This is a genomic window from Shewanella cutis, assembly GCF_022410515.1.
Taxonomy (GTDB): domain Bacteria; phylum Pseudomonadota; class Gammaproteobacteria; order Enterobacterales; family Shewanellaceae; genus Shewanella; species Shewanella cutis.
Genome location: NZ_JACSDI010000005.1, coordinates 75,774 through 88,864, shown reverse-complemented (window position 1 = coordinate 88,864; position 13,091 = coordinate 75,774). Strand labels below are relative to the sequence as shown.

Sequence of the window (13,091 nt, the reverse complement as noted above, 5' to 3'; positions counted from 1 at the left end):
TTTTAACCATGGCGATGCTAATTACATCAATTTGATTAATAAGTAATTTTTGGCTATCTGTCATCAATGTATTTTGACCTGTTCAGCATGATTAAAAGGCTCAACGCTAGAAATCACCCATACATCACCCGCTTTACCACCTTCAACCACTTCCACCTGACTCATGCTGGTGCTACCCAGTTTAATCTGGCGGCGAGTCGCAATATCCCCTTCAACTTGATACACCTCATCACCACCGCTGGTCATAAAGGCGCCGCGTTTGACCATCAACACATTATCCCGATGTTCGAGCAGCACTCTGGCGGAGATCCGCTGGTTTTGGCGTAACTTAAGACTGTCATTCTGGGTAAATTGCACTCGTGCAGTGACCTCGCGATTACGCACCTCGGGAGAAATGGAGGATAATTTGCCAATCAGTTTCACCTCACCAAAACTCAGCTCAACCTCCATACCGAGCCCGAGTTCATCGGCGTAAGACTCTGGCACTGCAAGCTCGGCCTCATAGGCACTTAAATCCACCACGGTCAAAATAGGTTGGTTTGCGCTGAGGTGGTTTTTTTGCTCCGTTAGCCAGTTACCTATGATGCCGTTTACGGGTGCTTTGATATTTAAGGCTTCGACTTGGCGTTCTAATTCACGCACCGCTAACTGTTGGCGCTCAACTTCGAGTGCCTTATTTTTTACCTCAAAGGTTAAGGTGTCCTTGGTTAGTGCCACTTCCTGCAAAGCATGTTCAAATTTCAATTTGGCCTTATGCAGATCATCTTTGCCCTTTTCATAGTCAATCTGTCCTATGAGCTTACTTTGAATAAGCAGTTCACCACGGCGACGTTCACGCTCTGCCGCCTCAAGATCCACCTTGGCCATATCTAAGGTTTGATTTGCCTGCAATTGGCTGCGTCTCGCATCTAACTTGGCGCGCTCTAAGGCACTTTGCATACCCGCTAAAACTGATTGAGCTTGCTCAAGGGCATTAGTCAATCTTGGACTGTCGAGTTTCGCCACCACATCCCCGCGCGCCACGTTATCTCCCGGATTACTCAGGAGCGTAACGGTGCCCTCCTCGGTGCTATACAAAATAGGCGCATTAGCCGCAACGATTTTGCCTGTAGTGGCTACATCGCGAGTAAGGGTGCCCACATGCAAAGTGGCTGTGGTGAGCTCACTTCGGCTGATGGATTGACTCACTTTATCGCTACTGAAACTGGCCCACACTAAGGCGCTCACTAATAAGGTGCAGCCGCCAATAATCAAGGGCAGCTTAAGACGTTTGGCTGTTGATGGCACAAGGAGGGTATCTTGGCCGCTGGTATCTTTAATCATGGCGTTTCTCGCTTCCCTGACGGGTGGTGCTGTGTACCTATCACAACGGACACTATTAAAATTCGATATCCAGTAATAGCAACGCCTATGCCAAAAACACTAAGGCATTAATTTTCAAATAGTTAATTTAACTTATCGATAAAAGTGTCCGCGGACACCTCGGTCGCAAACTAAAAGTGTCCGCCTAGTTTTACAAAAGTGTCCGCTCGAGTTGAGAATGGCCCGATGTTTGGAGTGCTGTACGCAATAAAGAATAAGTAGCTAATCTCTCAACATGCGTTAACACTTTTATTCGCCAAATGGCAGAGTTTCCCTTTACAGCTAAAACCTTGCCACATAAGATCCTGCCACCCTCGCAGCAGACATATCCAATAAGATGAATCGCCCTATGAAAACACTCACAATTACGCGTCCTGACGACTGGCATATTCACCTAAGAGACGGCGCCCAATTAACCGATACCGTCCGTGACATCAGCCGCTATATGGGCCGCGCGATCGTCATGCCTAACTTAGTGCCCCCCGCGATCGATACCGAAACCGCCTTGGCTTACTATGATCGCATCAAGGCGCAAGTGCCCGCAGGCTCGCAATTCGAACCCTTAATGGTGCTGTATCTCACCGACAAAACCAGCCCAGACGAAATCCGTAAAGCTAAAGCCTCGGGCAAAGTCTTTGCCGCTAAGCTCTATCCTGCTGGCGCGACGACGAACTCAGACTCTGGCGTCACCGATTTAAAAAATATCTACCCCGCCCTTGAAGCGATGCAGGAAGTGGGCATGTTGTTTTTAGTGCATGGTGAAGTGACTGACTCATCAATTGATATTTTCGACCGTGAGCGCGTGTTTATTGAGAATATCTTGAGCAAGATCGTGGCCGATTTTCCAAACCTTAAAATCGTCCTCGAGCATATCACCACTAAGGATGCGGTGGATTTTGTCACTCAGGCGTCTGATAACGTGGCCGCCACGATCACCGCGCACCATTTACTTTATAACCGCAACCACATGTTGGCTGGCGGTATTCGCCCACATTTTTATTGCTTACCAATTTTAAAGCGCAATACCCACCAGCAAGCACTGTTAGCGGCTGCGGCGAGTGGCAATAAGAAGTTCTTCCTCGGTACTGACTCGGCGCCACACGCAAAAGACCGCAAAGAGGCCGCCTGCGGCTGTGCGGGTTCTTATACCGCCCATGCCGCCATTGAGCTCTACGCCGAAGCCTTTGAATCGGTCAATGCGCTGGATAAATTAGAAGCCTTTGCCAGTTTCAACGGCCCAGATTTTTACAATCTGCCCCGCAACCGCGATAGCATCACCTTGGTGAAAAAAGCATGGGACGTACCAGTAAGCTACCCGCTTGGCGACACCAATGTCGTCCCCATCCGCGCTGGTGAACAAATTGATTGGCAGGTTGAATAAATTTGCTTTCGGAGATGTTGCAATCGATGCGTTAACCTTCAGTTAATGAACATCGGAACGGCTAAAAGTCGCCTCTAGGCGACTTTTTATCGGCACCACAATTTTTGCCTTTTATCGCCTGATGCGCGAGTACACTTCACAGCACATCAGGCCCTAACGTATTATCTTTTTAGGAGAAAAAGTATGTACACAAGGATGTTATTCAATATTGTGTCTTCAAGCCTGATGATTGTCGCAACACTTCCCTCCACAACGTTTGCGGCCGATGAACTCACAGGCGTTTGGCTGGGGCAACTGGGTAAAAGCAAGATAAGAGTCTGCTTTAACCAATACGGCACCGGCAGTTATTACTATCAAAAATATCTCACTCCAATTCGACTCGAGCTGCAAGATGGCATCTGGAAAGAAGAAAACAACACCGGAAACTGGCAGTTTGATACCACAACGCCACAAAAACTAAGCGGCCACTGGTTTAAAGACAGCGCCAGCAAGTCACAGCCAATACAACTTGAGCGGCAAATAAGCCCAGATAACAATGATGATTGCAGCGCCGATGCCTACAACCTACCACTCGAAACGACGCCTTCACTGAGCCGTGGAAAGTGGCAAAGCTATCAAACCATTGAGTACCGTCCACTGACCTTTGGCACTGATATAGGTATCGAATTTAAAGGCCCACAAACTGGAATCACTTCGATTAATCAATTCCTTGAACGCAAACTGACCGATAAAACCCAATTATCAGATACCTTTGAAACTCGCCGCCGAATGCTGGCACAAATGGGCAGCTTTGTGGCTGACGAAACCTTTGCTGAACCGATTTTTATCAACCAGCATTGGCTCAGTGTGCGCTTGTATCGCTGGGCAGCGGGTTATGGTGCCAATGGGATCAGCCAAGAGTTTGTCAGCTTCTCGCTTGCAGATGGAAAACCTTTCCATCCGTGGCAATGGTTTATCGAAAATGAACAGCCTCAAGCTCTGCCGGAAAGTATGAGTTATCCGTTACCACAAGCACTTAAGCAAAAGCTGTTTGCCGATATCACGCCAAACGCAGAATGCCCCACCTCCGACGGCTCTGGCTATTATCAGCTGACCCTTGAAGCAAATGGAATTAAATTTTGGGAAACTCCCCGTGGCGACGGCTGTGAACAGGAGTTTATCTTGACGCCTCAAGAAGCGATGCCCTTTGCCACATCATGGGGTAAAACACAGCTTAAGTTATTGGAATAAATTACGTATTACAAAAGTACGTTAGTGGGAAAGTGGCAGTAATGGTGATAAATATGATACCAAAAGCGCTTTCCCAACCAACACAGCAACGCATTGCAAACTTACCCGTTTCAGTAAGGGATCATCCTTGAGCAATTTAACTGTAAACAGCGTGACGGCCGAAGCCTTAGTGCAAGCCCAGTTGGAAGCCTACAACCAACATGACCTTGCCAACTTTGTATCACAATTTAGTGAACATATTTGCATCTATCGTCCACCCGCCACAGAACCCGTTATTCGGGGTAAAGCCGCATTTCGCGATTTCTATCAAAATGAACGCTTTAACTTGCCGCATTTACATGCCGAAATCCTCAATCGTATGGTCGTCGGCAATAAGATCGTGGATCACGAACGGATCAGCGGCATACACGACGAGCCTTTTGAAGTGATGGTGGTATTTGAGGTGAGTGATGGGCTAATCCAAAATATGTGGAGTTTTGCGACTAGCTGATGGGTTATCGGGCGTAACTTAATGCATGATTGAGCCGCTATAAATCACTCCACATCATCCGAGTAAGGCCTGGCCTGAACAGCATCGTATGCTCAACACCTCAACATGCCCGAGTAGAAAATGGCTAAAGACCCACTACACTTAACCATCTAAATTCGCCATAAACAAGGCGCACTTCAATAGCAACGAGGGAACACATGAACGCTAAAATCATCTTCACAGCCAGTATTGCACTATTGCTATCCGCCAATAGCCACGCCATTAACGATGAGTATCGCAAGTTACTTGAGCGTTCAGGCTGTACCCAAGTATCCGAAATGCAAGGCTGCGATATCCACAAAACCAAAGAAGAAAATGCCAAAGCGATGGCGACACCCAAAGCCGCCGATGACGCTACGATCCCAAATGCCAAACAATGGCTTGCAACTGCCAGTTCAGGTGCAACGGTTGCCAAGATTCAAATCGATGATAAACATCAGGTTTGGGTTAACGGCAAACAGGTAAAATCAAGCCAAAGTGGTGGAGCGATCAAATTCAAAGACGGTATGGTGGAGTACACCATTTATCCCGATGCCAGCTCGAATAAAGACAGTGTGTGGATTGATAACGATGCAGGCTCACAAGGCCCGATTACCGCCAAGTAACGAGTGGTAGCAGCCTTCACTCGTCATCCCGCAACCATAATGGGGAAGCATTTCCTTGTAGAACATAAATGTTCGCCAACATATGCGATGAGCCCTTTAATACCATGGTCGTTTTGCAAGTATCCAATGGGCTCATTCAATCTATAAAGCGTTTGCCACCAACGGAAGTGGGAAATGACACTTCACATCCCTGAACCTCAAAGCGCACTTTACAGCATGAGTCCATCAGGGGCTCTTAACATTTACCTTTGATGCTTACACAGGCTGGTTAATCCAGTTAGGATTCACTTTACTAGAATGGTTAACCTGCCAATGTTTATCAGAAAAGTGTTACACCTATCCCATATTTACTTTCAACGACTCATTTTAACGTGAAATCAACGGATTCTGTGAGGTGGATGACTGTCCCTTGGCCGCAAAATGCCTTAGGGTTAGTAGCAATTGCCAAAAGGGTAACAGCCAAGCGCCCTTTTTCTTTAGCCACTTTGCCTAACAACAGGACTTGCTGATGTCTAATAACGAAAACGCCTTTTACGCCCGCGCCACTGAGTTGATTAAGCTCGCTAACCAGCAAAACCAAAACACCGAGATCCAAACCGGTGAGGTCAGTGCTTCCTTTATGTGGGCTCTCGCCCGCTACAACGCATGGTTTGGCTCCACCAGCTTTGAAAACAAAGAGCAAATGCAGGCCAAAAAGCAGGAAATGATGGACTACTATATGGAGCGTTATAAAGAAATGCTCGATGCCAATCTGGAAGACTATATCGAGAACTTCGACCACTACCGCGCAACGCAAAAGTAATAGTCCATCCACCATGGCATCCCAAAAGGTATGGTTGAAAAGATAAACTACGCCATACTCCTTGCCAGAATCTACAAATCAATAACCTCACAATGTTGCGAGGTTATTTGTATTCATTCCAGCTCAACTCCATACTTTCTATTCAACAGTATTCATGGAAAAATAACCTCTCTCATATCGGATGAGGCCTATCAAGGATAGCTACGGATGAATTATCGCTTTGCTCAATGCTTGTCATGCATACTGCTCATGCTGTGCACGCTGCTGACGAGTTCAATCGGCATTGCAGCCGAAAGACAAAAGTTGATCATTGCCAACTCAAAAGCATGGAAACCCTATTCCTACATCGACGAGCAAGGCAAACCATCAGGTATATTAATCGACCTATGGATCGCTTACGGCCAAGCAAATAATGTTGATATCGAATTTCAGCTTATGGATTGGAATGACTCTCTGCTAGCTGTTAAGTCTGGAAAAGCAGATATCCATGCAGGATTAATCCGCTCACCCGCAAGGTTAGAATATCTTGATTTCGATGAGCCTCTTATGGAAATCGACACACAGCTTTACGTGCACCAAACGCTGCTTGGCGACAAATTACAAGATCTTCTCACCGGACGATTGAATATTGCCGTCGGGGTCGTAAAAGGCGGATTTGAACAAGAATTTGCACAGCAACATTTTCCTCAGTTGTCTTTGATCGAATACATTGATAATGACTTAATGATGCAAGCCGCAAAACGCGGTGAACTCGACGCCTTTATCGCAGATGCACAAGTCGGCAACTTTTATATTCTGGTTGCTAATGGCGCGAAAGAGTTTATGCCTGCACAATTTCTCTATTCAGAGCCTCTTCGCCCCGCCGTTCAAAAAGGCAATCAAGCATTACTAAGTCAAATCAATCAGGGGTTTAAAAAACTCAAATCACAAGAGAAGAATCGTATTCTAAGCCGCTGGATCCATATTGAAACCGTTTATCCTCGCTATCTTATTCCTGCTTTGGCTGCAGGAATGTTGAGTGCAGGATTATTTTATACCCTGCAATTACGTCGCACGGTAAGAATACGAACACGTCAGCTTGAAGATGCAAACCGTCAATTGACGCTGCTCGCCCAGACCGATAGCTTAACGGGCATCCATAATCGCCATTACTTTTTTAACCAGTTAAATGACACTCAAGATCTGGCTAGCAGCTTAACGTTAATCGTATTTGATATTGATGATTTTAAGTCGATTAATGACACTTACGGACACAGTGCAGGGGATAGGGCAATTTGCCTTATTACTACTTGTGTACGCGAAGTCCTTGAGCCTGATATGCAGTTTGCCAGAATTGGAGGTGAAGAATTTGCCATTTTAACCCGAGGCCAATCGGCACAAGCTTCACAGCAACTGGCTGAACATATTTGTCAGCAAATAGCACAAAAAAAACTGCCGTTAACCTCAAATACAGTCATTTCATTAACGGTAAGCTTGGGATGTGCCTTTTATCCTACGCCAGACAATCCATTCACTCTTAATACCGCAGATAGTCTGATGTATGAAGCGAAGCACAAAGGGAAAAACCAAGTTGTTTTTAGAGAGTTCTGGTAATGGATAAAATGCATCGATTTACAATACGCTAATTTAGCGCAATCAACAAAACCACCTTCAACATATCTAAACAAGTGATTTATATAAAATAGCGACTGAATGATTACAAAAACATTCAAAGGTAAGGCGAATTAAAATTTATACAACTCAAAAAAACACAACTATAATACTTTAATCAATATATTTATTATGGATAGTAAAGAATTCAGATTTATTATTTAGCACAGCCATAACGCATTGGGGATCAAACTGATGACCCGCATTATTTTCTAGATAAGTAAATGCATCTTCAAATGACCATGCATCCTTATATGGACGTTTACTTGTTAAGGCATCCAAAACATCCGCAACAGTAACTATTCTAGCCTCTAAAGGAATTTCATCTCCCTTTAATCCCTCAGGGTATCCTTTGCCATCAAAACGTTCATGATGATAGTTGATGATATTTTTCAACATTTCTATATGATAAAGTCCATCTAAGCTGAACTCATTAATCATAAGATTAATCATATCTCTGCCTTTGACTGTATGAGTTTTCATCACCTCAAATTCTTCAATGGTTAATTTCCCAGGTTTTAATAGTATTGAATCTGGCACTGCAATTTTACCTATATCATGCAACTCAGAAAACAGATAAATAAACTCAACTTTTTCATCACTTAATCCAAAATCTGCCGCTAGTAATTTAGCTATAACTCGCGAATATGATGACATACGGTGTAAATGATTTGCGGTTTCTTCATCTCGATAGCGACCAAAAGTCCTGGCCGTAATAAGTGCACCATTGAAAGTTTGAATAGAAATAAATTCAACCGCAATAATACCCGCAAGAATTTGTGCATATGCAGAAAGCTCCGCACGAATTGCCTCATCAAAATAGCCAATTTCTTTTGAATTGCAAAATAAAAAACCAATAAAATGTTCATTAAAATAAAGAGGTTCGGTATAGCTAGACTCATAACCTGCCTCAAGTACTTTTCGACTATGTTCGGAATGATTCAAAAGTTGATCACATAAATTATCTAATACCCTAGCCTGACGAGTTTCAACGATATGTTGAAGAGATGGAGTCTCACTCAACTTTGCCTCATACAGGCTCAAAGGTGGCTTACCATCAGTACTGTGAACAAAGGTTTTAATTTTATCTGTGTGTTGGTCATAGATAGCAATGGCAATTCTGGTTAATTTATCAAAATTTTTACGTAGTCGCTCATGAACATAATTTATTCGTTCGTTAATGGTCCTATCCATAGCCCTATCCTCTAGTTTAAATGACAAATGATTAAAATTTAGAAATGAACAGCTATTAATCAACCATTTTAAAATCAATCTAACCAAAAGTTTGACTTAAATTCTTAAGCTGCTCTGCTCTATTCAATAAATTTTTACTCGTAGCATTAACACCTTCAACTTTAATACTATTGTCATGGGACAGGGATGAAATAAGATTGATATTTTTATTGATATCCTCAATAACTGCTTGCTGCTCATTTGCAGCAGAAGATATTTGAATGGAAAATGCTGAAACTTTATCAATTTCAACCACAATTTGATTTAAATATTCTGCACCAACCCGAGTACTAGAAAGGCATGTATTCGTTTTGCCCACATTCTGGTGCATTAACTCTTTCCACTCATTTAGTGTTTGCTGAATATGCCCTATACTCGTTTGAATCTGCTCAGTCGCAATATGAGTGCGGGTCGAAAGATTACGCACTTCATCAGCAACAACTGCAAATCCGCGACCTTGCTCTCCAGCGCGAGCCGCTTCAATAGCAGCATTAAGTGCTAACAAATTCGTTTGATTAGCAATGCCTTGTATTTCGGACATAATAGTGTCTATTCGTTCTGACTCATTAGACAAGGCCACTGCAGAATCGAAAGCTTTTCCGGCTTGACTGGCTAAAGAGGCCACTTCAGTTTCAACACTTTTTAGTTGTTGACTCGTCACAAGGCAGTGATGACGGGCTTCTTCAATCTGCAAATTACTCGCTTGGATATTACGATTAATTTCTTCCGCAGCGGATGCCATTTCAGTCACCGCAGTAGCGACTTGTTGGATCTGCGAATCTTGTGAGGTGATGTCACTACTAGTGGTAGACATAGACGTACTGATCTGATCCGCAATAGATTTTAATGAAAGGGTGGCATCATCGACTCTCCCTAACACAGTTCTTATCCGTGCCTGACCAAGTTTGATATGGAAATCAGCGATACTATGGGGAGCATCGCCAGAAAAAATCAGCCGGCTAATGCTATCGTAGTCATTCTCTAAACGCTGCAAGTATCTAGGAGTCAGGAATAATTGCTGCCGATTTAAGGCAATAATAGCGAGTAAGGGCAAGATAACTAAGAGTGATTGAGGCAAGGTTAGCCACCAAACACAACAAATAATGACTATTGATAATAGAAGAAAACTGATTAAGTGATTTGATAGTAACTTATTACCCCAGAATATATTTTTCTTGTTTTCAAGCGCTCTCAACTCCTTATACATCACACTAGCGCGCGCTTTATGCTCAGGTGTAGGGCAACAGCGGACAGATTGATAGCCAGAAATCCTTCCATCTTCATAGATGGGAGTAACATAGGCATCAACCCAATAATAGCTACCATTTTTGCAGCGATTTTTGACCATGCCACGCCAAGGTTTACCTTGCTTTAAATGTTTCCATAAATCGGCAAAAGCCGCTTTGGGCATATCAGGATGTCTGACTAAATTATGAGGCTGGCCAATCATTTCATCTAGTTGATATCCAGCAACTTGACAAAAACCTGGGTTGGCGTAGGTAATGACGCCATTCAGATCGGTTGTGGATACGAGCTGTAGATCTTCAGAAAATTTGACTTCACTCTCTTTAGTCATTACATCCTTGTGCGCCATGTTAACTGTCCTGATTTACGTTTGAGTTTATGTCAAAGTATAGTTAGGTTTTCCTTATCTGCACTTTTATCAAACAGCTGTACTAAATAATCCTAATACCAATCGTATTAAATATCTGTTCATTCAGCGGGAGTTAAACGGGCTTTAGACAAGGCGAAGGCTTGAAGGCATAGTGGCGCTCTGTCGAAAGCCTTAAACGCAGTATAAAGCCCGTTTAACCCCGCCCTTCGGGAGCCTCACAGGCATCTCACTCCCGTGTTACATTGACTTAAAAGGGAATAACCATTTCTTCGTCAATGCGCCTTGGATTGAGATGCCTGTGAGGCTCTGAACTGATTAGATATTTAATGTGATTGGTATAAATCAAGCACAAGCATATGCTAAACATTCAAGGTAAGAGATATTTTTACCGGCAAACGCATAATCAACGGCATTACATCAAGGAGAAAATCCAAAAGCCTAATTTCTTGATAAGGTGTAAGCAGAGCAACTCAACTTGATAAAATGTTAACCCCTAATTGTTAGTTTGTTCTTGTAAGCAAATGCAATGGTATATCATCATTTAGATAGGCATCATCCGCCAAATACAGCTTATTGGTGCGGATCATCTTCCGGATCATCTCAACATAGGCCTGGCCGCGCTCTGAATAGCGATCTAAGGTGCCAGCGAGTGCAGTCCCCGTAATCATTTGATTTGCTTGCCTTGATTGAGCGCGAAGCTGACGCATTTTGTAATAGGCGCTATGGGTATTTAAATTCAGTAAGTATCCTTCAACGGAGGCCAAGGGTGTCTCGAATCGCGCAAGTCCGTAGCGCCCCATCCCTTCGCGCTTATGCTTAGGCTCCATACCATTGCCATTAAAATCCCACTGACCAAACAAAGCATTACCTTCAAGCGTAAAGCGCGATGTTCCCCAACCACTCTCCTTTGCCGCTTGAGCCAATACTAAAGAAGGAGGCAAAATATCGACCCGTTCCAACAAGGCTTGTCTATGGGATGGTAATAACGACTGTGTTGGATTGCTGATGACCTTGTATTTAATAGCTAAAGCAATCAACCCTGAGTCATCTAAGGGGGCTGACATCACCTGTTGCCGCTCTTGTAACACTCTCTCATTCGCTAACAACACTAAGGGGGTCATCAATCTAAAAAATACCATTTTCTTTTGCTTTACAGGAAGTTGGTCTGATACTGACCGCCATCCCTCACCCACGGCATCAAAGGTAATTCTCGGTACCGATTTATTTCCGCCATGAAAATTTTCTGGTGTGTAATTAAGAGATTCAAAAAAGAGCATCAGTTCATCAATTGAATTAATACTCACAGTGACAGGTTTAAGCTCCGCAGGCTGCAAAGATTGCGGCTCAGGTGCCAATTGAAATCCAACACCATTCCCCCAGTGAGAACCGACTATTCCTTGAGTATTCGCTTGCATATGTGAAGGCTGAATTAAAGAAGATAATCCCATAATAGCCGGCATTGTTGCCTGACAATTTGCCAAGGGGTAGCAAACAGCATCAGAGTGGCTAGCTAATCCACTGGTTAATATCTTATTAATTTTCAGATTGTTGCTGCCAAAATCGGTTGCCGCCAGTTGAGGCGACAATATAGACAATACCATCGACATGAGCATTGCTAAGGGCAATTTACACTTTATCAACATGGAATCTCTCTGGAGTAAATCAATCGCAATCCGACTAGCCAAAATACAAGGGGGGAAAGGTAACAAGAAAAACCTGACAATTTGCTTAATAGATAGGCAATTTATCTAGGGCGTGTTGATGTGTAGAGATTGAATTTTGTTCGTTCTGGCAAGCAAGTGCTCGCGAAACGAGGAATGAGGCTAGGCTATGTTAACGTTTGGAGTGTGCAAACGCACTTGAGTGGCACTTATAAACAATGGGATGAGTTTAAACCTAACTAACCTCTGGGTTTTACCAACCACGACCAAGGATAAGACATCAGAAACTCAAAGAGGGGCAAATAATCCTATTTGCCCCTCTGATGTGGTGACACAGTAGCGAAACCGTTTCTTACATAGCGCTGCAAGAACAAACGCAATACATCGCCACTATTGAGAACATGTCTTTGTTGCTTGGCAATCTACGGCTGCCTGCTGCTTAAGTTGCTGTGCATATTGCTCTGCCGCCGCTTTTGCCTTTCACGCTTCCACCTTATGCTGTACATCCTCGGCTAAAGCCTTATCAAAGGTCTCCATGCCAAAATACTCGGAAGCATCCTGATAAATAAACCAAGCGCCAAAGGCAACTAGGCAATAGGTCAGTAGACGTAACATGGTATTTAAACCTCAAAAATGGTATCGACTTCTGCAATATAGCTGAGGTTTTTGATAAAGAAAACTGTCAAATTAATGACCAAAAACAGTCAAATAAACACCATTAATCAATAGGATACAAAAACACAAACACCTTAAATTACATAGTTTTAGCTGTTTAAGATAAAAGTTTGCTCTAAGCTGTCAAAATTAACAATTTACCAAGAAGAATGATCGATTATTTGACAAGAGCCCTTAGGTGACAAAAAATCACAACTCACTTAACTAACGTCAGAAAATCGGCGATAAAATCATCAACTCATATTTTTGACATAACACGCTAACGCCAAAGAGATCCTCTCTCGGCTTCATTGCGGTAATAGCCTTTGCGCCAATAACCAAAGCTAAATAACCTGAGCTCCCCCTTGC

General features: G+C 43.4%; 11 protein-coding genes. 6 read left to right on the top strand and 5 right to left on the bottom strand.

Annotated elements, in window-relative coordinates:
* Positions 1-63 precede the first annotated feature (63 nt).
* On the bottom strand, positions 64-1,323 hold the full coding sequence (locus tag H9J30_RS10015) for an efflux RND transporter periplasmic adaptor subunit (RefSeq protein WP_240130903.1): 1,260 nt from the start codon (positions 1,321-1,323) through the stop codon (positions 64-66).
* 388 nt (positions 1,324-1,711) lie between these two features.
* On the opposite strand from H9J30_RS10015, the gene pyrC reads away from it, so the two are divergent.
* The 6 genes from pyrC (at position 1,712) to H9J30_RS09985 (ending at position 7,502) form a co-directional block, all read left to right on the top strand.
* The gene (gene pyrC, locus H9J30_RS10010) at positions 1,712-2,743 is read left to right on the top strand and encodes a dihydroorotase (protein WP_240130902.1); all 1,032 of its coding nucleotides are present in this window, start codon (positions 1,712-1,714) and stop codon (positions 2,741-2,743) included.
* Between the two features lie 183 nt (positions 2,744-2,926).
* Positions 2,927-3,973: a hypothetical protein gene (locus H9J30_RS10005; RefSeq protein WP_240130901.1), complete on the top strand. Its 1,047-nt coding sequence runs from the start codon at positions 2,927-2,929 to the stop codon at positions 3,971-3,973.
* 127 nt (positions 3,974-4,100) lie between these two features.
* Complete coding sequence (locus H9J30_RS10000; RefSeq protein WP_240130900.1) at positions 4,101-4,463, top strand: nuclear transport factor 2 family protein; 363 nt, start codon at positions 4,101-4,103, stop codon at positions 4,461-4,463.
* Between the two features lie 197 nt (positions 4,464-4,660).
* Positions 4,661-5,107, top strand: a complete 447-nt coding sequence (locus tag H9J30_RS09995; protein WP_240130899.1) for a hypothetical protein — start codon at positions 4,661-4,663, stop codon at positions 5,105-5,107.
* A 508-nt stretch (positions 5,108-5,615) separates the two neighbouring features.
* Complete coding sequence (locus H9J30_RS09990) at positions 5,616-5,909, top strand: DUF3144 domain-containing protein (protein WP_240130898.1); 294 nt, start codon at positions 5,616-5,618, stop codon at positions 5,907-5,909.
* A 207-nt stretch (positions 5,910-6,116) separates the two neighbouring features.
* Positions 6,117-7,502 carry a transporter substrate-binding domain-containing diguanylate cyclase gene (locus tag H9J30_RS09985; RefSeq protein WP_240130897.1) on the top strand — a complete coding sequence of 462 codons (1,386 nt, stop codon included), beginning with the start codon at positions 6,117-6,119 and terminating at the stop codon, positions 7,500-7,502.
* Positions 7,503-7,673: 171 nt separating this feature from the next.
* Here H9J30_RS09985 and H9J30_RS09980 read toward each other — a convergent pair whose 3' ends face one another.
* The 4 genes from H9J30_RS09980 to H9J30_RS21615 form a co-directional block, all read right to left on the bottom strand.
* Positions 7,674-8,753, bottom strand: a complete 1,080-nt coding sequence (locus tag H9J30_RS09980) for an HD domain-containing phosphohydrolase (protein WP_240130896.1) — start codon at positions 8,751-8,753, stop codon at positions 7,674-7,676.
* A gap of 79 nt (positions 8,754-8,832) precedes the next feature.
* Positions 8,833-10,368 (bottom strand): methyl-accepting chemotaxis protein, encoded by a 1,536-nt coding sequence (locus tag H9J30_RS09975; protein ID WP_240130895.1) that lies wholly within the window; start codon positions 10,366-10,368, stop codon positions 8,833-8,835.
* A gap of 539 nt (positions 10,369-10,907) precedes the next feature.
* Positions 10,908-12,050, bottom strand: coding sequence for a glucosaminidase domain-containing protein (locus H9J30_RS09970; RefSeq protein ID WP_240130894.1), 1,143 nt, complete (start codon positions 12,048-12,050; stop codon positions 10,908-10,910).
* A 498-nt stretch (positions 12,051-12,548) separates the two neighbouring features.
* Complete coding sequence (locus tag H9J30_RS21615) at positions 12,549-12,683, bottom strand: hypothetical protein (RefSeq protein ID WP_275679581.1); 135 nt, start codon at positions 12,681-12,683, stop codon at positions 12,549-12,551.
* Positions 12,684-13,091: the final 408 nt, after the last annotated feature.

Excerpts from the sequence above, each read along its gene's own strand:
- H9J30_RS09985 (WP_240130897.1), top strand. The coding sequence starts at position 6,117 with ATGAATTATCGCTTTGCTCAATGCTTGTCATGCATACTGCTCATGCTG.
- H9J30_RS21615 (WP_275679581.1), bottom strand. The coding sequence starts at position 12,683 with ATGTTACGTCTACTGACCTATTGCCTAGTTGCCTTTGGCGCTTGGTTT.
- H9J30_RS10015 (WP_240130903.1), bottom strand. The coding sequence starts at position 1,323 with ATGATTAAAGATACCAGCGGCCAAGATACCCTCCTTGTGCCATCAACA.
- H9J30_RS09995 (WP_240130899.1), top strand. The coding sequence starts at position 4,661 with ATGAACGCTAAAATCATCTTCACAGCCAGTATTGCACTATTGCTATCC.
- H9J30_RS09975 (WP_240130895.1), bottom strand. The coding sequence starts at position 10,368 with ATGACTAAAGAGAGTGAAGTCAAATTTTCTGAAGATCTACAGCTCGTA.
- H9J30_RS09990 (WP_240130898.1), top strand. The coding sequence starts at position 5,616 with ATGTCTAATAACGAAAACGCCTTTTACGCCCGCGCCACTGAGTTGATT.
- H9J30_RS10005 (WP_240130901.1), top strand. The coding sequence starts at position 2,927 with ATGTACACAAGGATGTTATTCAATATTGTGTCTTCAAGCCTGATGATT.
- H9J30_RS09980 (WP_240130896.1), bottom strand. The coding sequence starts at position 8,753 with ATGGATAGGACCATTAACGAACGAATAAATTATGTTCATGAGCGACTA.
- H9J30_RS09970 (WP_240130894.1), bottom strand. The coding sequence starts at position 12,050 with ATGTTGATAAAGTGTAAATTGCCCTTAGCAATGCTCATGTCGATGGTA.
- pyrC (WP_240130902.1), top strand. The coding sequence starts at position 1,712 with ATGAAAACACTCACAATTACGCGTCCTGACGACTGGCATATTCACCTA.